Here is a 23,247-nt window from a genome sequence, read left to right on the forward strand (position 1 = left end):
GATCCTAGATCCAATAAAAATCAACAATGGACAAAATAACTCTACATAACTGTTATATACAATTTCAAAGAAAAAAATAATGAAAACAATATAAAAATGACTTTATAATTATGAAAAACAATAATAGATTCTCATAATAAAAATTCATAAATATCAGCCAATATTCCACCCCAAATCATCTAACTTTTCTTCAAAAGTATTTTTTAAATATTTACTAAACTCCAACTCTATAAAAATATCAACATTATTGCCGGTTGGAGTTGCAATAATCCTTTTTATATTTTTTTCGAATAATTTTAGTCTATTAAATATTTCTATCAAATCATTGTGATCAATAACACCTTTAATAATTACATCAAGCTCATTTATTGACTTATCAATATAATTAACAGTGACTGTATTTGAATCAATTGGTTCTGGAGTTATTTGAGGCTCTGGTAATTGAGGTTCTTCTTCAATTTGATTTGATTCAATTATTGGTTTTGCTTTATCGAAATCTATTATTCCCCATACTTGTTTATTTTTGATTACTGTTTCATAAAGTTCATGAATGTCATATTCGCTAAATCTAATATTTATCTTATTAACACTTCTTTGATATATCCATTTATTCCCCACTTTATTGACCCATGCAATTCCAGTTTTATTTTTCTGATTTGGATTGAATGAACTAAAATATTTTTCAGGCAATGGTGATAATATGTCTGAACTTATCACAATAGGTTCTTCTTTAGTTTCAGGAATTATAAAATCATCAGGAATATCAATAATTCTGCTTGCTTTATTATAATCTTTTATTCCCCAAGTTAAATTATTTTCTTTAATTTTTTGATGAAGATTATAGATGTTTTCGTCAGCGAAATAAATTTTATTTTTGTTTATGTTTCTTTGATATACCCATTGTTTACCTACATAATTTACCCATGCAATACCTGTTTTGTTAGATTTGGACTCAATGAATTGTTTCCCATATTCTGCAGGGAGTGGAGCATAAATATCAGGATCAATCTCCTCAGGAACGTTGTCATTTGCATCCATAGTTTTAGGTTTAGACGGAATTACAAAATCATCGGGAATATCTATAATTTTTCTAGCTCTCTCATAATCTCTAATTCCCCAAACATGATTATTTTCTTTAACTATCCTATGAAGTTCATAAATATCATCTTCAATGAAATTAATCTTTTTACCATTTATACTCTTTGAATATGAGAATTTAATGCCTGTTCCGGGCATATTAACCCATGCAATACCAGTTTGATTCATCGGACTAGATTTAAATGCATTTTCATATTCGATTGGAAGAGGAGCATAAATATCTGGGTCGATCAATTTTTCCTGAGGATCTTCTTCTCCATCATCGTAAATTCCATATTTAATTTGATTAACATAATAATAAAATTGAATATATAATTCCCCAAATTCTTGTTTTCCCCTATTCATCCAATATTTATATGTGGTTTTAGAAATTTTTGCATATCTAATGGCTTCATCTTCACTTTTTCCCATTGCTAAATATTCTAAAATTTTATTCATATTCATTAGTGTATTTTTATTTCCAAATGAATCTGTTTTAATTAATTTTGGAATTTTTGGTTTTTTACTCTTTTTTACAGATAAACATGCCTTAAAAAAATCAACATAAGGCTTAACGCCTTCTTGACCTTTGAAATACCAATTACAGATAACAGACAAATCAATATCTGCATTTTTTGCAGATTCCTCTTTTGTTTTTCCAGATTTAAAATTTTCTAAAAATATTTTTCTATTAATCTCTTTTGTTTCGTATTCCTTGATTTGTTCTTTAATGATGAGGTCATATTCTCTATAAAAATAATCATAGGGCACTATATTTTGTTTTCCTTTCTCAATCCAGGTATTTACTTCATCTACTTCAAAAAAACGTGACTGATAAATATCTTTTCCATTTTTTAACTCATTAAGTACTTCATCCATTTTATTTTTAGTTTTATTAATTCTATCAAGTTCTTCCAATCGTCTTAAGAAAAAAGTATATTCTGGTTTATCCCCATTTCTCCCTTCATTGCACCAGTGAAGTATTTTATATCTTGGAATTTTAGCTAATTCAGCGGCTTCTTTTCTAGATTTTCCATTACTAATAGCTTCTAAAACAATTTCCATTTGTTCAAGCGTATTGTTTTCTAATTCAATAACAGTTTTTTCTTCAATTTTATCTTTAGAATGTCTTTTATAATCATGAGAAGCAATTTTAGCGTTTTGAGAAAGTTCCTTATTTTTTGATTGAATTTTAAAAGTTGCTTTAATTAATCTTTCAAGGTTATCAATAAAATCATTATTCAAATTACCTAGATCTATTACTTCCAACTCTAAAGGGTTATTTACCGATTTAAAGTTTGTTTTTTTAAGACCAAAAGTATTAATATAAGGATACTTTTCTTGTAAAATATTATTATTTATCAAAATATGAAGTTCAGCATTTTTAATACTGAATAATCCTAAACAATCACTATTAAATTGAATATTCTGATCAAAATCAATTATTAAACAAGTATCCTTCCCAGTAATATCTTTAATAGATTTATCTTTAATACCAAATAAAAAAAAGAATTTATCGTTATTTTCATATTTTGTAAACCAAAAATCTTTATTTTTAAAATAGAAAATATAACTAATTTTACCATCAAAATTAACATCATTATTAAAGTTTGTGACTTTTTTAACACTTGGTAAAGTAGCAAATAATTTATTAAAAAGTCGTTGTTGGTTTCTATTGATTTGATTCATATTTATCCCTAAAATTGATAATATTTTGATAATATTATATTAGTACTTAATCTAATTAAATTTATCTTTAAAATAGGGAGCATCTTATTAAAATCAGGAAAATAATCAAGAACAATAATTCCATAATTTAATACAATAGGAAAAAATATTAAATTTAATCAATCATTCTAAATTATTAACAAGAAAAAACAGAACATACATTAGGTGAAAAAAATGCCAGACTATTGCAAAAACTGCGGCGCAAAAATTTCAGAAAACGACCAGTACTGTCCCGACTGCGGAAAACAATTACAAAAAACTTCACTAAACTTCTGCCCAAACTGCGGCGAAGCACTAGAAAAAAACGTGAAGTTCTGCGGAAGCTGCGGATACCAGCTACCAATAAAACAGCCAAAAATAAAGGAGGACATCTTTTTTAAAAAGTATCAGGTCCCCATCATAATAATAGGAGGACTCCTAATCCTTGCAGTCATTGCAATCGCAAGCCTTTCAACCATCGCATTCTATGGAACCCAAGAGGTCCAGGTAAACACAATCGAATTTGAAATACCTGATACCTTCCAGGAAAACACATTAAAATACCTGCATGAAAACGATCAAGGCATCATAACCGAATCCAAATATTTCGAAGACGGATCAGACTTTATCCAGATTGACGTGATGTATTCTGCAAACACATTCGTTGATGCAAACCGGGTCAACAGCAATCTCGGCGGACAAAGGCAAAACATGTTCGGATATGACGGATACTACAACGAGCTTTCAGACGCATATTCATTTTCATTTGTAAAGGACAACAAGCTCTGTACCGTTTACACTTCAAATTATAATCTGCTCACTGAGGTCGAGGTTTTATAATTAAATACCTCTTTTTTTACTTTAAAAAACTATTACAATCATGTGTCCAAAATAATATAAATTATTAGCATCATATAGTAATCTAGAGACGGATTTGGAAAAACAATTGCAAAATCCCGTCTGGAATGCAATGTGCAAGTTAAAACAATTTCAAAACTTGAAAAATATTGAAATGAAAGCCAAACATTTCCTTTAGTAAAGACAATAACGGAATTATTATATTAACACGAAGTATAACAGGAGGAGAAAATGAACTGTCCAAAATGCGGAAATGAAAACGAAAATGAAGCAAAATTCTGCAAACATTGCGGAACACCACTTAATTCTGTTTCTAAAGCAACTACCAAAACAACAGATAAAAATAAAATGATAATTATTGCCCTAATAGCTGTAGTGGCTATTTTAGCTGTAGGTGTGCTTTTTGTAGGAGGATTATTTAATAGCAATATTCCTCTTGAAACAATGGATTTTGAAATATTTGAAATGGACGTGCCTGTTGGTGCTAGATTTGAAGAATTTACATCAATTCCTGCTTATGGAAATATCGGAGGGTTAGTGTATTTACAAAATAAAGGTGCATATTCCGAAGAAATATCAACATTTGGAATTTCAAAAATGGGTCCGTCAATACCTTCAGCGATGAAATACGAACGTGAAGAAGATGGCGTTGTAATTTTTAAAGATGAAACTGGAACAGGATTATATCTTGCTGCAAAAAACATTGATGATTATTCTTTCAATATAATGGGAAGAGATCCTAATACAATGGTTAAAATGCTCAATTCAATAAAAATCACTGACAAAACAAAATTAGCAAGTCAAAGCAGCAGTTCAAGTTCATCAACAACACAGTCCAGTCCGTCTTCACCATCCTCAATAAGCATTTTAGGTGGAAGCTTCTCAACTGGAAGCGCTGAATCAGACAAGACCTACGCTAGAATCAATGTCGGAACCGCACATGCGGGTGAAAACGTGATTGTCCAAATCTGGTATTCAAGGGATGGAAACACTCTAAACCACGGTAACATGGTGCCTGCAAGCGTCCACTCAGACGGTTATCTTGAAATAGCCAGTGCCGATGCATACCATTACTATCCGGACCATGCGACAATCAACATCTATGACACAAACAGTCATCTTTTGACATCAAAAAGCGTTAACCTAAGCCCTTCAAGCGGTACTCAAACATTCTAGAGTACCCTCTTTTTTTCTTTTTTTAATTTGACTTGGACTTGTATCCGACAAGTGAAGCGAATACTGAAATCAAACATAACACTACACAAATCAGACATGTTATCTGGCAGCTGCTTGTCAATAGAGGATAATACTCAGGAATTATAGGCACGTCCCCCATCACGAATGCGAAAACCAGTGTCAAAAGCCCCATGCTCATTGCCTGGCCTACGGTACGCATGGTTGCCACTGAAGCTGAAGCGACTGAAGTGTCTTTCGGCGGAACGGATCCCATGATGACGCTTGTATTCGGAGGTGAGAAAAGACCGAACGCAACGCCGTAAATCACCATTGAGGCAATTAGAAACTCAAGTGATGTTCCCTTGTCCAAAAATGAGAATAAAATTAATGAAATTGTACCCAGTGCCATTCCAATGGCTGCCAATATCTGCGGAATGTATCTGTCAGCCAATCTACCGGCAATCGGTGCGAGAATCACCTGGCATACCGGTGCAACCAATAGAATGGTTCCTGCGGTCTGTGAATCGAATCCCTTTATGTACTGCAGGTGGTAATTGAGGATTGTTGTTACCGCAAATGTTGCAAGATATGCGCATAGGGAAGCCATGTTCGCCGATAGGAACTTGTGGTTTTTGAAAAACCTGACATCGAATACCGGATGGTCCACCTTAAGCTCAACTGCACCAAATATTAATAAAACAATAGCTCCCAAGACGGTCAGGATTACGCCGAGAGGCTCGTTTAGAATTGTAAAGCCATAGATGAACAGTGCTATTCCGACACAGTAGAGCACTGAACCTTTCAAGTCTATCGGGATTCCTTCAAATGTAATCCACTCATCATCGATTTTCAATAGAAGAACGATTATTGCTAAAAGAAACGGAACTGCAAAGAGCACTACCGCTCTCCAGCCGAACTGGTAGTTCAAAAATCCTCCAAGAAACGGAGATAGGGACAGTCCCACATAGACTCCCGTGATGTTCATTCCAAGTGCCTTTCCCCTTTCCTGCGGGTCAAAGGCAGACACCACCATCGCCATTGAGGTTACGTTGATGAAGGCAAGAACAAGACCCAGCACCAGACGGCAGACAAGAAACTGGTCTGAAGTTGCAACCAGCACGTTGACGATTGAAATTATTATAAATAGTGCGCTGGCTATGATTGTAACCTTTTTAAGACCGTATTTTCCTGAAATCTGGCCTGCTGGAATGGAAAGCATTGCCATTACTAAAAAAAAGATTATTGTAATCCAGTTCTGGACAATATTGCTCATGTGAAACTCGGTTGCGATTGACGGAATTACAATGTTTACTGCATTGACCGCAAAAACCGCAAAGAAGTTCAATATTGTACAAATCAAAAGGATTATGTTTTTCTTTTCCATCAATATTACTATTTCAAGATAATGATTAATAATTTTTTTTGAATTTGACCAATTAATATTAATAGTTGGACTAAGAAAAATATTACACAGGTGCTAGAATGGATTTTCTTTACATAAAGATTATAGAATATTTTGTGGAAATAGCCGTATTCATGGTTTTAATGGTAATTGCAAGTTTCCTTTTAAAAAAAATTATGAAAAGCAGGAATAAAATATTTAACCCTCGGGAATATTTCCCGGAAGAGGAAATCCATTCACTGAGACAGGTATTTTACCTGATAATGATGGCAGCATGTTTCATCAACATCCTGTATTCGCTTGTTTTTGTTTCTACAGATGTAATATACCTTGTAATATTTGATATTCTCCTGTCATTGTTTGTTGCAATCAGACTGGACAGAAGCATTCTTAAAAACAAGATTTTGATATTTCTGTTGGTTCCATATGGTTCCCTGACCTATTTGCTCTTTGGAAATACCCTTGTAGGATTTCTGGATTTTCTTCACGTCCCGATATTCATTTACATCATAAAAATCTACTATGACAAGTTCAGGGAATATACCGAGTCAAACGGTTTGGGAATAGCAATAATACTCCTGTTTATGATAGTCTTCATCAGTTTCCTGGCAACTCAAGTTGCAGAAGGGGCTAATGCTTTGGATTCCCTCGTTATGGTTTCAAACGCTTTTACAAGTAACGGATATGCAGTTTTAGGAAATTCCATTGCTGGAAAACTGGATGCTATAGTTCTGGTTTGGGCGGGTTATATCCTATCCGGAGTGGGTACCGCAACACTGACAGCCGCAATCCTTACAAAACACTTCAACAGCAAATTTGAAGAGCTGGAAGAGCTGATTAAAAAGAACAATGAGGAATAGATTCTATCTTATTTTTTCCATCAATCCGGATTTTCGGGCATAGTGGAACATGTACAGTTGAACGTATCCCGCATATTCTCCGAATTCCTCCATTCCAAAATCCCTTACCTTTGCCACGCTGATGTCCTTTCCTTCAAAATACAAATGGGAAACTATTCTTTTTATCCACACATCAGACGGGAATGCCTCTTTGAAGTTGAATCCGTAAAGCAGTATGCAGTCTGCGACCTTAGGACCGACTCCCGGAAGTTCAAGCACTGTTTCGAATGCTTCCTCATAACTCATTTTAGGGATTTCAGAAAGGTCCGTTTCAAGTGTAAGGAGCTGTGAAGCCTTTCTCATGTAAGGTGCCCTGTAGCCAACACCGCATGATTTCAGATTATTGGAGTCACACCTGCCGCATAAGTCAATCTCTTCATCATCATCGAGAAAAATGTCACTAAAATCAGAAATGCCAGGGAAAGCGTAAAAACCATCATATTCACATCCCCACCTGCACTTTATATCGGAAATTGACTTGGTCCACCTTTTTATTGAGTTGTTTGCAGAGCATATCGATGAGATGATGCATTCAAATGGATCCGGTGCCAAAAATAGTCTGAGGCCTCTGCAAAACCTGCTCATTTCAGCAAGCTCCGCATGATTTGACAGGTATTTGTAGAACTTATCCAAATCAAAATCAAGATCATAAATGTATTTCATGGTTGAAAGGGCCTCATTTTGGGTGATGTCCCCCTTAAAGTCAAAATCAAGATATTCGCCGGACTGTTTGGCGTTGAAAACAACCGGTTTTTCCCCGACCATGACGACCTGACTGAAAACATCCCCTGATTTTATCCATGGAGGCTGTGAAGTCTGGCCTGAAGTCTGGGTCAGGTTCAAATCAATTAGTGAATCTATTATCATAGGCGAACAGCTACATTATTTTCTTTCAGGTACTCCTTGACAGTACCTATTGAATATTGATTGAAGTGGAAAATGCTTGCAGCAAGGGCCGCTGACACGTCGGTCTTTTCAAATACTTCCAGAATATGTTTAGGCTCTCCGACGCCTCCGCTTGCAATGACCGGAATGTCGACTGAATCGTTGATTGCCTTATTCAGCTCGATGTCATATCCGTTTTGGGTTCCGTCCCCATCCATGCTTGTAAGCAGAATTTCACCTGCTCCAAGATCCTGGCACTTTTGTGCCCACTGGATTGCGTCGATTCCTGTAAATTCGCGACCGCCATATATGCTTGTGTCAAACCAGCAGTATCCTTTGTCTGTTTCGATTACAGTCCTGTCCGGTGCGTCATCCGGATGGTCAACATACCTTCTTTTTGCATCTATTCCTATAACGACAGCCTGTGATCCGACGACCTTGGATGCTTCGGTTAGAAGCTCCGGATTCTTGATGGCCGCGGTGTTTGTGGAGCACTTGTCTGCGCCCGCCTTGAGCATTTTTATGTAATCGTCAACTTTCCTTATTCCTCCGCCTACGCAAATCGGCATGAAGACGTTTTCTGTCAATCTGTCGATAACGTCCGCCATTGTTGCGCGCCTTTCATGGGAAGCTGTAATATCCAAAACCACAACCTCATCGGCACCTTCCTCATAGTATCTGGTTGCCAAATCCACAGGGTTTCCGGCGTATTTGATTTCCTTAAATTCAACGCCCTTCACGACCCTTCCTTCAGGAACCTGAAGGTCGCAGTCTAGACAGGGAATAATTCTTTTGGTTAACATAGTATCAAATAAAAAAAAGTAGTCATTGCTTAAAAAATAATATTTTTAAGCAGAGAATCTTAAAACAAAACAAAATATTGCTAAAACAACAGTAGCAACTAAAACGTGCTCAGGAGAAAGTTTCGGACCAAGACTTTCTTCGTCAAAGTATCTTACTAAACCTGCACCTGTCTGAGGCATAGAAATCTTATTATCTTTTTTTGCCATAATTAATCTCCTTATTTAATTTCATTAAAAATAATCAATTATAAATTATTATATTCATAGTATATAAAGCTATATTTTCTCTTTTTTAATTACCTGAATGTCGCTTATTCTTGTATCAGGGTACTGTCCGTTCTCATCCTTTTCAACGGCCTTTACCATATCCCATACAGTAAGCAATGCAACGCTCACACCGGTAATAGCTTCCATTTCAACACCGGTTTTTCCCAAAGTGCTGACTGAGCATGTTGCAGTGATTTCTGTCTCATCGACCTTGAAGTCAAGCTCGATTCCGGTAAGCGCCAAAGGATGGCATAGCGGAATCATGGAAGAGGTATTCTTGACTGCCTGGATTCCTGCGATTTGAGCTGTAGTCAAAACGTTTCCCTTTTTGATTTCCTCGTTTTGAATCAGTTCGATGGTGTGCTTGTCCAAGCATATCTTTCCACTTGCAATTGCTCTTCTTTTCTGGTCTGGCTTTGCGCCCACTTCAACCATGTGGACTCCAGAGTCTGTTAAATGTGTAAATTCATCTGCCATAATATCTACTTCTCGCTTACTTCAATTACATCCAATTGTGCACAAATTGCCTTGACGCCCAAAATGTCGCTTACGTTAGGCTGGCTTCTTCCATCATCACCTGAAATCAGTTCCTTGATGTAAAGGCCCCCTTCGGTTTTGATGCGCATTTTGAACCTTTTCTCGTCGATTGCATCCACCGAAAGGTCCAGCACGTTCTTGATTCGCACCTTATCGGCACGACGCCTCATAACCCTTAAAGGGGTTTGCTGATGGATTTCACCCAATTCCAGCAATTCCTTGAGTTTGTCCTTATCATATGCCTCGTCGCATTCGACCAGGGCTTCATAAACCTTATATGCGTCAGGTGAAGACTGCTTGATGATTGCCTTTCTGCTTCTTTGGCAATACTTCAGGTCATGATAGGCTGTTTTGCCCTCATTGATCTCATTTATCCTGTCTTCAATTTCCTTTAAATTAAATTTTCTTAATTTCGGTTCCTTGATTTCCAGAACGAACTGCCTGCCGGAACCGAGCATCAATACGTCGATGTCTTCCCTTCCGGCGCCGTGGAATTTTGCCTCACGGCCCTTGGTCAGTTTCAGGAAATGCTCGGAAATCAGTTCTTCCACTGATTCGGGGTATTGCTTTCCTGTGAAGTTGCATTCCTCACAACCTCTGCCCTTGCATTTGCTGCATGGCCATTTGGTTTGAGGGATTCCCCTTTTGAACTTGTTGTATCTTCCTTCAATGTATAACGGATTAATTTGAATCTTTACTTTAGGCTCGCCTGTGAGGTCAATGCTGAAGACTATATCCTGGGCTTCGAATTCCGCTTCCTTATCATACCTTTCCCAAAGTTCAAGCCCTATAAGCCTGTTGACTTCCTTTTTTAATGTCTCGACAGTCAATTCGAACTTTTCTGATAGCGCATCATCCCTTTCCTGAATGTCTTTTGGGATTTTGGAGCCTACAAGAAATGTGTCGAACTCTATTTCCAGCTGGTCAATCTTGTCGTCGATTTTGGTGTACAGGTCCTCGTCGAGCTTGTCGAAGAGGTTATCGCAGATGACACAGTCTGAATCTTTTAAATCAATGCCTAAAGCGTCACAGACCTTGTCTGCCCTTTCTATATTGTTGGTACCTTCGATTGTCCTTGAAAGCTTTCGGCCAAGACAGTTTCTGCAGATTTTACCGTCACATTCATCCAGTATTTGCTTTGCTAACTCAAACATGCTATCTGTTCATAAATTGTCCCATCATACGGTTCATGGCACCGTTTCCTAAACGGCCTCCACGTTTTCCAAGTCCTTTCATAGTCTTTTTGGTGTTGTTGTAATACTTCAATAGCTCTTTTACTTCGCTTTCATCAACACCGGAACCGCGGGCGATTCTCTGAATGCGTGACTGCTTGATGATTTTAGGGTTAAGCATTTCATCTTCGGTCATTGAAGACATCATGATCTTGTAGGAATCGATCTTGTCCTCGGTCATCTTGGATGCCTCTTTGGAAATCTTGTTTCCCATGCCGGGAATCATGTTCAATACCTGCTGCATAGGACCCATCTTGTTCATCATTTCAAACTGGTTTTTCATGTCCATCAATGTGAACTTACCGGTGAGCATGTTGTTCATGGTCTTTTCGGCAATATCTTCGTCGATGTTTTCCTCAGCCTTTTCTATGAGGCTTTTGATGTCTCCCATTCCAAGCAGCCTTGAAATGAACCTTTCAGGATCGAACAGCTCGAAGTCATCAATCCTTTCACCTGTACCGATGAACTTGATTGGAGCGCCGGTTTCCGCAACAGCTGAAAGCGCACCCCCACCTTTTGCTGAACCGTCGAGTTTTGTAATTATGATTGAACCGATATCGGTTGCCTGTGAAAATGCCTTTGCCTGCTCTCCGGCCTGCTGACCGATTGTACCGTCGATTACAAGAATGGCTTCGGTAGGCTCGATGATGTCGTCCAGCTCATCCATTTCCGCAATCAAATCTGCCTCTTCCTTGTGCCTTCCTGCAGTATCGAAAATGATGACCTTTCTGTTCTTGAACTCCTCAAGACCTTTTCTTGCAAGGTCAAGAGCGTCCTTGTTGTCAGGATCTCCATATAATGGAACGTCCATTTCCTCTGTGAGCTGCCTTAGCTGCTCGTATGCTGCAGGCCTCCATGTGTCTGTACAGACAACCGCAGGGTTGAAACCTTTTTTCTGAAGGTATCTGCATAGCTTACCTATTGTGGTTGTCTTACCACTTCCCTGCAGACCTAAAAATAGAATCTTGTATGGCCTCTGGTTGATGTCAAGTCCTGCGGCTTCCTTGCCCAGGAGATTTACCATTTCCTCATAAATGATTGTGATGACATGTTCCCTTGGGGTGATTCCCTTTGGAGGTTCCTCTTCAAGAGCCCTTGTCTCTATTTTTTTTGATAATTCTAATACTAATTTAATATTAACGTCAGATTGAATTAGAGCACGTTGTATATCCTTTACAACCTCTTTTATTGTCTTTTTATCAATGACAGACATTCCTACTAATTTTTTCATAGTATTAGTAAGATTTTCTCCTAAATTTCCAAGCATGATTAATCACTTCCATTAGAAAACTTAATTATTATATTAAAATATATTTATAATTAACAAGTTTTTATAATTTTTGTGTGATACCATGTTAGAGGAAGTAAGAAAATCTTTAGAAAGCTCACCAATTGTTAAGAAAAATGATTACAATTACTTTGTAAATCCTATAAGTGACGGTATTCCTGCAATGGACCCTAAAATGTTGCGTGAATTGGCATTGGTAGTCTATAAGCATGCGGATTTGGACATCGACAAGATAGTTGCCGTTGAAGCCATGGGAATCCACCTGGCCACAGCACTTTCCCTTGCAACCGACGTTCCTTTTGTCGTGATAAGAAAAAGGCAGTACGGACTTGAAGGGGAACATGAAGTCTATCAAAAAACCGGATACGGCTCATCCAATCTCTACATCAACGACCTTCATCCTGGAGAAAAGATTCTCCTCATAGATGATGTTGTAAGTACCGGAGGAACCCTTATAGCATTGATCAAGACCCTTCAGGATTTAGGCCTTGACATCAAATCCATCGTTGCTGTCATCGAAAAGGGCGAAGGAAAAGAAGTAGTCGAAAAGGAAACCGGCCTCGACGTATTGTCCATCGTCAAGCTTGACGTAATCGACGGAAAAGTGGTAATCGAAAGAACAATCGAAGATTAAGATGTCACTTTACAATATGGATTTGGACAGGGTTATCAAAAAAATTCAGTCCAAAGACGCAAGGACAGTGGGGCTGCAGTTTCCAGAAGGTCTGAAAATGCAGGCGGTAAAGATAGCTCGCGAAATCGAAGCTGAAACCGACGCGACAGTAATCATTTCAGGAGACCCGTGCTACGGGGCCTGTGACGTCAGCGACTACAAGATGAAAGGCTCAGTCGATTTAATCGTTCACTACGGACACACACCACTTCCGCTGAAATATGAGGTTCCAACCATTTTCATTGAAGCTTACTCAAACATAGACATCAAAAAGGACCTAGAGAAATGTCTGGAGGAACTTAAGGGATACTCCAAGATAGCTCTAGTCACAACCACACAGCATCTGCACCTTCTAAACGAAATCAGGGACTTTTTGGAGGACAACGGCAAGGAAGTTGTTCTCGGCTCATCAAAGTCAACAAGAAAGGGGCAGGTCCTGGGGTGCAACTTCTCATCAATCAAGAACCTGGATGCGGAGATATTCCTCTTTATCGGAAGCGGAAATTTCCACCCTCTCGGAATCAAGCTTTTCACAAACGTTCCAGTACTGGCACTTGATCCTTACAACAATGAAATCAGGAAAATGGACGAGTATGCAGACAGGATTTTGAGAATACGCTTTGCAAGGATTACAAAGGCAGGAAGCGCGAAAAAATGGGGAATACTGGTATCATCAAAGGAAGGCCAATACAGGATGAAGCTTGCAAAGGAAATCAAGAAGACCCTCGAAGACCATGGAATGGAAGCATACATAATTCTTGTTGACAACGTTAACCCTGACGTTCTTCTACCGTATCTCGAGCTTGAGGCATTTGTCGTAAGCGCATGTCCGAGAATAGCTATCGACGATTCACAGATGTATAAAAAGCCTCTGCTTACACCGCAGGAACTGGAGATAGTATTGAACAAAAGGGAATGGGAACACTATCAGCTTGATGAAATTTTGTTCCATGAAAGATACAAATAATTAAATAGTAATATAAATAAAATTATTATATTAAATCGTTATTTTGGTGATTTTAATATGAGTATAGAAGACAATAAAATAGTAATGCCTGGAGACAAGTTAGGAATAATTGAGCAATATCTCCCAGGAGAAGGTACTTACGACGACAATGGCGACATAAAATCATCAGTATTAGGTAATGTTAAGATTAATCAGAAAAAAAAGGTTATTTCAGTTGAATCAGATGCGAAACCTGCCCTTTTAAAATTAGGCGATATCGTCTACGGACAGATAACTGACATCAAACCTCAAAGGGCTAACGTTAAAATCGAATGTATAAAAGACAATGCAAGACCATTGGCATTACCGTATATGGGTGCAATCCACATCTCTCAAGCTAAAAAAGATTATTTAGAAAAATTATCTGATGCTTTTAGAATAGGCGACATCGTTCAGGCTAAAGTAGTTAAACTTACAGGAGACAATGTCGATTTAGGTACTGTAGATGACGACTGTGGAGTATTGAAAGCTATGTGTACTCGTTGTAGAGACTATATGCACACAACCAACAAGGACAATGAGGTCCAATGCAATACATGCAACAAGAAAGAAAGAAGAAAAATTTCTAAAAACTACGTTAACGAAATAAACTAAGGATTGGATATAATGGATGAAAATTTCAAAATTGTTGAAGAGAAAACTTTAGAATTAACATTTACTGTTGAAGATGAAAGTCACGGCGTTTTCAATGCGCTCAGACATATCTTAATGCAAAATCCTGATGTGGAATATGCTGTTTACAATATCGATCACCCTCTTACCGGAAAACCGGAAATGACCATCAAAACAAAAAGAGGAAAAAGGCCAAGAATAGCTTTGGCTAAAGCAGCAGAAGAACTTAAAAACGAAAGTGCTGATTTTAAAGAACTTATTGATGAAGCTTTATAGCTTCCCATTTATTTTTTTATAGTGATTTAATGACAGAATATAGGATTCCTTCATTAACTGCCGATATTTTTATTTTTGATGACAACTTCAATTTCATTTTAATCAAAAGAAGGAATGACCCGTACAAAGACTGCTGGGCGCTTCCCGGAGGATTTGTGGAATACGGCGAAAGCGTGGAAACTGCAGCTGTTAGGGAAGCAAAAGAGGAAACCAGCATTGATGTTGAGCTTAAGGACCTGGTGAATGTCTATTCCAAACCAGACAGGGACCCGAGAGGCCACACTGTTACTGTAGCCTACACCGCAAAGGGAAACTTCGATGACATGAGAGCCGACAGCGATGCAAAGGAAATCGGAATTTTTTGTGAAGAAAAATTATTTGAAATCAATATTGCATTTGACCATGATAAAATTATAAAAGATTGTTTAAAAATGGCTAAAAATGCGTTTTAATGCTATATATTTAAATAATTTAAAAAAAAGATTACATCATAATAGAGAGAAATTTCTTATAAATGGAGGGAGTTAAATGGAATTTTGTCCTGAATGTAGAGCAATACTTTTCCCGGATGAAAACGGTGTACTGACATGCAAGACATGCGGTTACTCATCTGAAGAAAAAAATGTTGAATACTCAGTCAAAATAGAAAATATTGAATCCAAGGAAACCGTAAAAGACCTTGGAGAAGTAGAAGACATGCGCTCTACCACAACTGAAGTATGTCCTGAATGCGGACATGATAAAGCTTATTGTGAAATTAAACAAACCCGTAGTGCTGATGAAGCACCTACACGTATTTTTGAATGTGCCGAATGCGGACACACATGGAGAGCATATCACTGAGGGTATACCATGAAAGAATCTAAAGAAAAGGAGCATAGGATTTCAAATCTCAAAGACATGATTGACAATGTCAAAGACGATTCCTCCCTATATGATGACATGGAAGAGGACAGCGAACTAATCGACTACCTCAATCATGACGAAGTGGAATTCGGAGATTTGGAAATTGACGACGAATTCATCTACCGTCCAAACGATGAAAACAATTACGCAGTCAATTTAGATGAAAATCCTATCGATGAAAACTTCATAATCAACGCTCCGGAGCCATCTGAAGAAAAATCCAAAAATGATGCTTCTGATTTTGAAGAATATGAAGAAGACATTGTCGGCGATATAAGCGAAGGCTTTGATAGCCTGATTAATGCAAAAATCGGAAGAACCCCAGTAATCGGAATGGTCAGCGCCATTTTGGGATTGATTTTCATAGTCATATCTGCAATAATCTTCTCATCACGTAGTGACAAGGTTATTGACAATGTTATTTCAGGTGAAAGCACATTTATGTCTGTGATATTCGCCATTTTAGGATTGCTTCTATTATTATACGGATTATACAGAGTAATCGGATTCAAAAATCCTCTGTCAAGCATTTCAAACAGTATAGATTCCATCGACCAGGACAATGTCAAAAAACAAGAACCTGAAACCGATGATAACATTATACCAAAAAGCAACATCCCATTAGACAAGGAATCTTACAAAATAGGTGAATTCGATTTCAAAGAATTGAAAAGAAGTCTTAAAAAACCACCAACTCTTTCTAAGCCAAAAACCATCCCCCGCGAAGAAAATTTCGAAGACATTCCACCGGCAAGGGAAAAGCCTGATGAACAAAAAGGATTGACCACCGAGGAAATCGACGAAATTGAATACGAAAAGGCAAAACTCGATGACGAATCAATCGACGAGATCTTTGCGGAAGTTGAAGACATGGACATTTCCATCGATTCAAAAGAAGAAAAAAATTAAGACTTTAATTTCCTTTTTATTTTATTTTTTATGGGCCTGTAGTCTAGTCAGGAATGACGCAGGACTTCGGATCCTGAGGTCGGGGGTTCAAATCCCTCCAGGTCCGCTAATTTTTAACCCTTACAACTGCTTCTTTGAAAAAGTCAGGCATCAATGACCTGTAGAGCGGACTTTTGAAGAGCATGTTGATGTCACTGTCTATGATGTAGGTGTAGCATGAATCGTCTTCTGCCCTCATTCCACGTCCGTATGCCTGCATAAGTGTCATAACTGTCTTATAGGCATACCATTTCTTGTCTCTTTTCATTCTCATGTTCACCTGCTTGTCTCCAAGATAAGGGAACGGAACCTTGTAGATGACCTGGAATCTGCACTTGTCGTAAGGCAAGTCGACACCCTCACTCATTGAAGGTGAAACCAGAACCAGCGGATTTTCATCCTTTTCAAAGAAATTCAATATCTGCTCCCTGTTTTGAGAGGTATGGGAAATCAACCTTGAGCTAGGCAGGTTTCGGGTAATGTACTGCTGGCACTTATAGCTGTGAGTGTGAATAAGACCCTTGTCTCCCTCATGCTTTTTCAAAATTTCCTGAAGTATATGAATTGTTTTAGGGGCTGTGTTCTTGATTCTGTTTGCTGACATCTTTCCGACGAGGTTTAGAATAATCGGCCTTTTTTCCTTGGTAAACGGACTGTCAACCTTGATGTGGTATACTTCAGCAGGATTCAATCCCAGCCATTTTGAAAACATTGTGTGGGAAAGGATTGTAGCGCTCATGAAGATGACGACGTCCCCGTATTTCAGCAGATTGTTTTTGGCATAATGATGAACCCTCAGTGGCTTGAATGTGACGCCGTGCTCTTCGGCATCAATGACCCAATTTTTAGGTTCCTTTTCCAGGTTGTTTCTGAGTGTCTTGAGCCTGTAGATTGTTGAGCGGATCCTGTCGGCTTTGTTTTTGCTTAAATCCTTTAGGTCAATGTCTTCGTAGCTTTCATGAATTGCTTCGATTTCCATTTTCCAGTCCTCAAGCTCGCCGTCCTTCAGGGTTTCTGGAGATATGGCCTTGCTGATGTCCTTTTCAAGTGTCCTGTTGTACAGTGTGACTTCCATGGTTGCCATAAGCTTGTTTTCTATGTTGTGGGCCTCGTCCAGAATCAAAAGGGAACGTTTGCCGAAATGCTTTACATAGTTCAGCTCTGCAATAGCATAGTCATAGTTCATAAGTGTGATTGGAGAGTTGATTGCGTTTGCCTTCTGGTTCCAGTAATGGCAGTGGCTAGGTGATTGGTAAAACACCACCCCTCCGAATGAATCTTCAAAAGCGAGTTCCGAATCCAGAGAAGGGTTTTTGGCAATGCCGTATCTGCAATAGAAGTTTTTTGAATTTGGAGCTGTTTTGCACAGTCCGATATCGCATGTGGTGTCTAGATTATTGTTGAGACAGGCGAAATTTCCCCTTCCCTTAACCAGAGGGAATTCGAATTCGTTTGAATACTGTGCCTGCAACTGCTTTGTCATTGTCAGGATGTAGGCTGATTCATACATTTTGGCAAGGGTAGTGGCTATTGCGGATTTTCCAGTACCGGTTCCTGCCTCCAGAATGATGTACTTGAAGCCCTTCTTGATTGCATCGTTGATGTCCTGAATGATGTCCAGCTGGCCCAATCTAGGCTCATTGAACGGGAAATTCTCGATTATCTCATCATCTATGTGAGGATAAATCTCCTTGAGGTATGCCTCTGTGCCCTCATCAAGCTTATGGTCATCTACACTATACACTTCCGGAATCTCATCGTCCAGAATTGAGGATGTAACCTTCTTGGAAAAGCTGAATAGGGTAGTGGGACCCTTGGACTCTTCATTTTTGTACTTTCCGCAAGTACAATTGCTTTTAAGCATACCGCAATTTTCACAAAAAATAGAATTAGACATTAACATTATATTAGTTAATATCCTATAAATAAATTATAGAAAGAGCATTTGGAAAATAATTTTCAAATTAAATGATTCTCAAACAAAGTGATTATATGAAAGGAAAAGGAAAATTGATTGGAATTGGTGTTGGACCGGGAGATACAGAACTGCTTACCCTTAAGGCCGCAAAGGTTTTGGAAACCGTGCCTGTAATATTCTCACCAAAATCCTCAAAAGAAAAAGAAAGCATCGCATTATCAATCGTCAAGCCAATTATTGAAAAAAGAAAAGATTACAAAAGATTAATGCTTGTAGAACCAATATTTCCAATGATTGAAGACAAAAAAGAACTTGAAAAGGTTTGGTCCAGTGCGGGTGAAATGATAGCCCAATACCTTGACAGCGGAAGGGACGTCGCATTCATTACCCTCGGGGACAGCTCAATATTCAGCACATATTCCTACGTGCAAAAAAAATTGATCGGAAGATATGAAATAGAAACAATACCTGGAATCACCTCATTCACCGCATGCGCAGCAGCTAGAAACGAAGCGCTTGTCGAACAGAACGATATCCTTACAATCGTGCCTAAAATAGATGAAAGGCTAAATGAAGTATTGGAATACAGTGATTCAATCGTATTGATGAAGGCTTCAAGAAATACCTCCGATTTGGAAAATACAATCGAGGAAAAAAACAGACCAAAAGAAATCTATTCAGTGCAAAACTGCACCCGTGAAAACGAAAAGATTATTGAAGGCTTTTCCAACGAAAAACCTTACCTTACAACAACCATCATAAAATTTACAGATGACTAGTAGTTTTTGACAGGTAGAGGTTCTACCTCAAAAACACATTTTTCATCACCCATTGTGTAGCATTGGGTTTCTATTACGCTTACCGGCAACTTGAAGAATCCTGTAAATAGAGCTTCAAAAATTCCTGTATCCAAAAAGCATGCCGGTTTTCCTGTTTTTGGAAGCAGTTCACATTCGAAGCAATCGTATGTGGTAATCTTGATTACCTGACCGACATCGAAATATATTCTGCCCAAGCCTTTGGTTTGCCAGAATCGGGTGATGTTTTCTAAAAATACGTCCAGATCATCATCATAAAGCTTATCGAAAATGGAATTGCCTATGCTGTTTCCTGTGGATTGCAGGATAGGGTCTATGTTGATTCCTTCCTGGATAAGCATTGACTTTAAGGTATGGAACAGCAATGTTGAAAATTCAGCATCTTCATCAACGATGTTTTTAACTATATAATCCGCCTGGGTTTCCTTTATAACCTTCGGTTCGGTAATGTTTACGGAGCCCAAATATTTTGAATTCAAGAAAAATATCTTCTTTCTGTTGTCTACCGGATGAACCCGATAGGAAATGATTCCGCTTTCCCTTAATCCTTTTAAATGGACTGAAACTGTAGATTTTGATTTACCTGTATTGTTGACAATTTCATCAAATTCCATGTCACTGTCCCTTAACATTTCCAATATAGTGAGCTTCACTGGACTTTTGATTACGTTTACTCCGAGATTATCGTTGAAATTTGAGAAAATCTGAATTGGCTTTTTATTTTTCATTGCTAATCCCCCACTTATACCTATATTATAAATCATTAGTTAATAAATATATCTAAAAAGGAAAAATTAGCATACTGTTTAAAAATATATCCTAATTATTAAACATTTTATAAAAAAATCAAAATCATTGAATACGAACTGTTCGTTTAAAACTAAATAGATTGGAAGATACCAATCAAATTCCGAATAGTTTTCTAGCATTTTCAGTAGTTATCCTGATGACGTCATCTTCTGTGATGTCAAGCTCCAGAGCTATCTTTTCGGTTATATACTTCAGGTTCATAGATGTGTTTTCCTCTCCCCTTTTTTCTTCCGGAGGAAGATATGGGGAATCGGTTTCAAGAAGGATATTGCCAATGCCTACGCTTTTTACCATGTTCCTTACCTTCTTGTTGTTGGTGTGGGTAACCGGGCCGCCCACTCCCATATAGAATCCCATCTTAATGAATTCCTGGGCCATTTGGGCTGAACCCTGATAGCTGTGCATTGATCCGGCAACATCAAATTTTTTCAATGTGTCGAATGTGTCCTGAATTGACTTTCTGGAATGGACTATCACGGGAAGGCCATGCTTTTGGGCAAGGCCGAGCATTTTTTCAAATAGCTCAATCTGCTTGTCTTTATTATCCTTTCCATGATAATAGTCAAGGCCAATCTCTCCTACCGCAACCACCTTGTCGCTTTCAAGCTGCCTGTCCAATCGGGAAATGTCCTCATCAGTTATGCTGTCTGCAAAGGAATGGAAATATCCCAAAGCGGCATAGGCGTTTTCATGCCTGCGGGAAAATTCAAGCACCTCCTCATTGCTCAGGGGGTCTGTACCGTTCAATATGACAGTTATGTCATTTTCCGCAGCTTCGGTTATAATCTGGTCTGCATTTTCCATTTCGCTTGCGTAAATATGGCAATGTGTATCTATTATCATGAAAATCCTCATTTAAAATGATAAACTCTTTTTGCATTAAGTTTTTATTGCTTCAATATCAATTATTATATAATAAACTAAATTAAATTAAATTTTTTGGTGAAAGGATATGGAAGAGAAGTTTTCAAGAACAGAAATGCTGATTGGAAATGATGGGCTCGAAAAATTAAAGGATTCGAAAGTTGCCGTTTTCGGCCTTGGCGGAGTGGGTTCCTTTGTCTGTGAAGGGCTTGCAAGAAGCGGAGTAGGCAATTTTGTTTTGGTGGACTTCGACAAGGTGGATGAAAGCAACATCAACAGGCAGCTGATTGCAACCGTAAAGACAATAGGCATGCATAAGGTCGACCTGATGAGGGAAAGGATTCTGGAGATAAACCCTGAAGCAAACGTTGAAGTGCACAGGGAATTCTATATGGCCGATTCGACAAGCGACATCATCACGGAGGATTTGTCCTATGCCGTCGACTGCGTGGATACCATAATGGCCAAGATTGCAGTCATCTGCAAATGCGATGAAATCGGCATTCCGGTCATCTCCTCAATGGGAACCGGCAACAAGCTGGACCCTACAATGTTTGAAGTGGCAGACATCTATGAAACTTCCGTATGCCCCCTTGCCAGAATAATGAAAAAGGACCTTAGAAAGAGAAATATAGAAAAATTGAAGGTCGTATATTCAAAGGAACATCCAATAAACACCAACGACTGCGAAATAAATCAGAACAGAAAATTCAAGGTTAAAGGAAGCGTTTCATTTGTGCCTTCCGTTGCCGGACTGATAATCGCAGGTGAAGTGATAAAGGATATTGCGGAAAAGCCTTGAATAAAAATATTAACATTAACTTCCATAATATAACATGAACTCTGGTGAATGGCACCAAAGATTTAATTTTATTATTTTTAAAGAACAGGAGATTAACATATGGCAGATGAAAACAATGCAAACCGTATGAGCAAGAATGAATATTATACTGCAATCGCCCTTGCCGTTTCAAAAAGAAGCACATGCCTGAAAAGAAGATATGGGGCAGTAATAGTCAACAACGATGAGATAATCAGTACAGGATATAACGGAAATCCAAGAGGAGAGGAAAACTGCTGCGACAGGGGAGACTGTCAAAGGATGAACCTTCCATCCAATTCCGGAAACTACAATGACTGCTTTTCAGTGCATGCAGAACAGAACGCCATGATCAGCGCAAGCAGAAATGAAATGCTTGGCTCAACAATATATCTTGCCGGCGAAAAGTATGATGATGGGGCATGGGTGGAAATCGAAGATGCCGAACCTTGTCCGATATGCTTTAGAATGATTAAGAACTCAGGCATTGATAGGATTGTGAGCAAAAAAGGCGTTTTAAAGCTACGTGAATAAGCTTAAATGAAAGTGTCTCAAAAATTTTGAATGAAGTAATTTCCTGATGTATGTTTCAGGAATTAGCTTTAAAAAAGAAAAATGTTTTTTACCTGGACACTTGGAAAAGGAAGCAACGGAACACAAGAGTGTTCCTTAATAGTTTCATTTCCCTCATATTTAATTTTAAAAAAGCAATTATAATATTCCAACACCTTCCAGCATTGCTTCAATACCCAAAAGGATAATTGCAACGCCGCCGATGATTTCTATGTAGTCAGCATATTTAATGGCAATTTTGGTCCCATATGTTCCGATTAAAAGCCATATTATAACAGCAATTATGCTTAAAGCGCCAAGGATGACCGGATTCACATGAGCTGTAGCACCTTGTGATGCCAAAATCAGGTTTTCAATGTTTCCGAAAATAAGCAAAGTTGAAAATTGGGCATATTGCTTTAAGTCAACCATGATTATTCGCCACCTTTTGATTTGATATTTTTAACTGAAGCATAAACAGCCTGAATACCTAATAGAAATATTGCAAGTCCTCCGATGAAGTTAATAACATCTGAATATTGGATGGCTGCTTCAGTCAAAACCGTACCCAATATTAACCAGATTATTACAACGAGTATACTCAAACCACCCAATATCCTAGGGTTCACGCCCTTAACGACACCCTGTGAAGATAAAATCAGGTTTTCAATGTTTCCAAAAATTATCAACCACATAAAAGGCAAATATTCTTCCAACATGATATCTTTCCACCATAAATATAATTAACAAATATAACTCTATCAAAAGGGATATTTAAACATATTCATTTAAATTTTAAAATAACATTCCATACTTATCAAATAAACTAAAACTCTGGAAAAAAATTATCTCAATCAATTATGAAGAGTTCAAAATAATTTAATGATGGTTATTTTAATAAAAAATGATAAAA

General features: G+C 37.9%; 26 protein-coding genes and 1 tRNA gene. 14 read left to right on the plus strand and 13 right to left on the minus strand.

The features are described 5' to 3' along the window. Positions 1 to 153 precede the first annotated feature (153 nt). A complete protein-coding gene (locus Q0W25_RS01655; protein ID WP_298518109.1) occupies positions 154 to 2,766 on the minus strand; it encodes a hypothetical protein in 2,613 nt (870 codons plus the stop codon). 213 nt (positions 2,767 to 2,979) lie between these two features. Here Q0W25_RS01655 and Q0W25_RS01660 point away from each other — a divergent pair, with 213 nt between their 5' ends. Continuing rightward, positions 2,980 to 3,624 carry a zinc ribbon domain-containing protein gene (locus Q0W25_RS01660; RefSeq protein ID WP_298518112.1) on the plus strand — a complete coding sequence of 215 codons (645 nt, stop codon included), beginning with the start codon at positions 2,980 to 2,982 and terminating at the stop codon, positions 3,622 to 3,624. Between the two features lie 249 nt (positions 3,625 to 3,873). Further along, positions 3,874 to 4,818 carry a zinc ribbon domain-containing protein gene (locus tag Q0W25_RS01665; protein ID WP_298518114.1) on the plus strand — a complete coding sequence of 315 codons (945 nt, stop codon included), beginning with the start codon at positions 3,874 to 3,876 and terminating at the stop codon, positions 4,816 to 4,818. A gap of 22 nt (positions 4,819 to 4,840) precedes the next feature. Here Q0W25_RS01665 and Q0W25_RS01670 read toward each other — a convergent pair whose 3' ends face one another. Continuing rightward, on the minus strand, positions 4,841 to 6,202 hold the full coding sequence (locus tag Q0W25_RS01670; protein WP_298518117.1) for an MFS transporter: 1,362 nt from the start codon (positions 6,200 to 6,202) through the stop codon (positions 4,841 to 4,843). A 98-nt stretch (positions 6,203 to 6,300) separates the two neighbouring features. Between Q0W25_RS01670 and Q0W25_RS01675 the strand changes: the two genes are divergently transcribed. After that, a complete protein-coding gene (locus Q0W25_RS01675; RefSeq protein ID WP_298518120.1) occupies positions 6,301 to 7,080 on the plus strand; it encodes a hypothetical protein in 780 nt (259 codons plus the stop codon). Between the two features lie 3 nt (positions 7,081 to 7,083). On the opposite strand, the gene Q0W25_RS01680 is transcribed toward Q0W25_RS01675, so the two are convergent. The 6 genes from Q0W25_RS01680 to Q0W25_RS01705 all read right to left on the minus strand — a co-directional run bounded on the left by Q0W25_RS01680 (position 7,084) and on the right by Q0W25_RS01705 (position 12,110). Then, the gene (locus Q0W25_RS01680) at positions 7,084 to 7,986 is read right to left on the minus strand and encodes a DNA glycosylase (protein WP_298518122.1); all 903 of its coding nucleotides are present in this window, start codon (positions 7,984 to 7,986) and stop codon (positions 7,084 to 7,086) included. After that, positions 7,983 to 8,807, minus strand: coding sequence for an imidazole glycerol phosphate synthase subunit HisF (gene hisF, locus Q0W25_RS01685; protein WP_298518127.1), 825 nt, complete (start codon positions 8,805 to 8,807; stop codon positions 7,983 to 7,985). Before hisF ends, Q0W25_RS01680 begins: the two co-directional genes overlap by 4 nt. A 45-nt stretch (positions 8,808 to 8,852) precedes the next feature. Further along, positions 8,853 to 9,014: a preprotein translocase subunit Sec61beta gene (locus tag Q0W25_RS01690; RefSeq protein WP_298518130.1), complete on the minus strand. Its 162-nt coding sequence runs from the start codon at positions 9,012 to 9,014 to the stop codon at positions 8,853 to 8,855. Positions 9,015 to 9,083: 69 nt separating this feature from the next. Next, on the minus strand, positions 9,084 to 9,551 hold the full coding sequence (moaC, locus tag Q0W25_RS01695) for a cyclic pyranopterin monophosphate synthase MoaC (protein ID WP_298518132.1): 468 nt from the start codon (positions 9,549 to 9,551) through the stop codon (positions 9,084 to 9,086). 5 nt (positions 9,552 to 9,556) lie between these two features. Further along, entirely contained in the window at positions 9,557 to 10,765 is a 1,209-nt protein-coding gene (locus tag Q0W25_RS01700; RefSeq protein ID WP_298518134.1) for a tRNA pseudouridine(54/55) synthase Pus10, read from the minus strand. A gap of 1 nt (position 10,766) precedes the next feature. Further along, on the minus strand, positions 10,767 to 12,110 hold the full coding sequence (locus Q0W25_RS01705; RefSeq protein ID WP_298518137.1) for a signal recognition particle protein Srp54: 1,344 nt from the start codon (positions 12,108 to 12,110) through the stop codon (positions 10,767 to 10,769). An 85-nt stretch (positions 12,111 to 12,195) separates the two neighbouring features. Between Q0W25_RS01705 and hpt the strand changes: the two genes are divergently transcribed. The 8 genes from hpt to Q0W25_RS01745 all read left to right on the plus strand — a co-directional run bounded on the left by hpt (position 12,196) and on the right by Q0W25_RS01745 (position 16,619). Beyond that, the gene (hpt, locus tag Q0W25_RS01710; RefSeq protein WP_297827563.1) at positions 12,196 to 12,765 is read left to right on the plus strand and encodes a hypoxanthine/guanine phosphoribosyltransferase; all 570 of its coding nucleotides are present in this window, start codon (positions 12,196 to 12,198) and stop codon (positions 12,763 to 12,765) included. Between the two features lies 1 nt (position 12,766). Beyond that, positions 12,767 to 13,771, plus strand: coding sequence for a diphthamide biosynthesis enzyme Dph2 (dph2, locus tag Q0W25_RS01715; RefSeq protein ID WP_298518140.1), 1,005 nt, complete (start codon positions 12,767 to 12,769; stop codon positions 13,769 to 13,771). A 57-nt stretch (positions 13,772 to 13,828) separates the two neighbouring features. Beyond that, positions 13,829 to 14,404, plus strand: a complete 576-nt coding sequence (locus Q0W25_RS01720; protein ID WP_297827566.1) for an exosome complex RNA-binding protein Csl4 — start codon at positions 13,829 to 13,831, stop codon at positions 14,402 to 14,404. A gap of 9 nt (positions 14,405 to 14,413) precedes the next feature. Then, positions 14,414 to 14,698: a DNA-directed RNA polymerase subunit L gene (locus Q0W25_RS01725; protein ID WP_367269931.1), complete on the plus strand. Its 285-nt coding sequence runs from the start codon at positions 14,414 to 14,416 to the stop codon at positions 14,696 to 14,698. A gap of 29 nt (positions 14,699 to 14,727) precedes the next feature. After that, entirely contained in the window at positions 14,728 to 15,150 is a 423-nt protein-coding gene (locus Q0W25_RS01730; protein WP_298518144.1) for an NUDIX hydrolase, read from the plus strand. Between the two features lie 76 nt (positions 15,151 to 15,226). Beyond that, complete coding sequence (locus Q0W25_RS01735) at positions 15,227 to 15,541, plus strand: transcription factor S (RefSeq protein ID WP_298518147.1); 315 nt, start codon at positions 15,227 to 15,229, stop codon at positions 15,539 to 15,541. A 9-nt stretch (positions 15,542 to 15,550) separates the two neighbouring features. Then, positions 15,551 to 16,513, plus strand: coding sequence for a topoisomerase IV (locus tag Q0W25_RS01740; protein ID WP_298518150.1), 963 nt, complete (start codon positions 15,551 to 15,553; stop codon positions 16,511 to 16,513). Positions 16,514 to 16,545: 32 nt separating this feature from the next. Beyond that, a tRNA-Arg gene (locus tag Q0W25_RS01745) sits at positions 16,546 to 16,619 on the plus strand. Here Q0W25_RS01745 and Q0W25_RS01750 read toward each other — a convergent pair. Continuing rightward, positions 16,620 to 18,449, minus strand: a complete 1,830-nt coding sequence (locus tag Q0W25_RS01750) for a helicase C-terminal domain-containing protein (RefSeq protein ID WP_298518153.1) — start codon at positions 18,447 to 18,449, stop codon at positions 16,620 to 16,622. A gap of 95 nt (positions 18,450 to 18,544) precedes the next feature. On the opposite strand from Q0W25_RS01750, the gene cobI reads away from it, so the two are divergent. Next, on the plus strand, positions 18,545 to 19,249 hold the full coding sequence (cobI, locus tag Q0W25_RS01755) for a precorrin-2 C(20)-methyltransferase (RefSeq protein ID WP_298518157.1): 705 nt from the start codon (positions 18,545 to 18,547) through the stop codon (positions 19,247 to 19,249). Here the strand turns inward: cobI and Q0W25_RS01760 are convergent. Both Q0W25_RS01760 and Q0W25_RS01765 read right to left on the minus strand, forming a co-directional pair. Then, positions 19,246 to 20,016, minus strand: coding sequence for a V4R domain-containing protein (locus Q0W25_RS01760; protein ID WP_298518160.1), 771 nt, complete (start codon positions 20,014 to 20,016; stop codon positions 19,246 to 19,248). The genes cobI and Q0W25_RS01760 overlap by 4 nt on opposite strands. A gap of 175 nt (positions 20,017 to 20,191) precedes the next feature. Continuing rightward, the gene (locus Q0W25_RS01765; protein ID WP_298518163.1) at positions 20,192 to 20,941 is read right to left on the minus strand and encodes a TatD family hydrolase; all 750 of its coding nucleotides are present in this window, start codon (positions 20,939 to 20,941) and stop codon (positions 20,192 to 20,194) included. Between the two features lie 109 nt (positions 20,942 to 21,050). On the opposite strand from Q0W25_RS01765, the gene Q0W25_RS01770 reads away from it, so the two are divergent. Together Q0W25_RS01770 and Q0W25_RS01775 are read left to right on the plus strand one after the other, a co-directional pair. Beyond that, on the plus strand, positions 21,051 to 21,764 hold the full coding sequence (locus Q0W25_RS01770; RefSeq protein WP_298518167.1) for a tRNA threonylcarbamoyladenosine dehydratase: 714 nt from the start codon (positions 21,051 to 21,053) through the stop codon (positions 21,762 to 21,764). A gap of 99 nt (positions 21,765 to 21,863) precedes the next feature. Then, a complete protein-coding gene (locus tag Q0W25_RS01775) occupies positions 21,864 to 22,316 on the plus strand; it encodes a dCMP deaminase family protein (RefSeq protein WP_298518170.1) in 453 nt (150 codons plus the stop codon). Positions 22,317 to 22,493: 177 nt separating this feature from the next. Here the strand turns inward: Q0W25_RS01775 and Q0W25_RS01780 are convergent, their stop codons facing one another. Next, positions 22,494 to 22,766, minus strand: coding sequence for a hypothetical protein (locus Q0W25_RS01780; protein ID WP_298518173.1), 273 nt, complete (start codon positions 22,764 to 22,766; stop codon positions 22,494 to 22,496). Between the two features lie 2 nt (positions 22,767 to 22,768). Next, positions 22,769 to 23,053, minus strand: coding sequence for a hypothetical protein (locus Q0W25_RS01785; RefSeq protein ID WP_298518176.1), 285 nt, complete (start codon positions 23,051 to 23,053; stop codon positions 22,769 to 22,771). Positions 23,054 to 23,247: the final 194 nt, after the last annotated feature.

This window comes from uncultured Methanobrevibacter sp. (assembly GCF_947166415.1).
Lineage (GTDB): Archaea > Methanobacteriota > Methanobacteria > Methanobacteriales > Methanobacteriaceae > Methanocatella.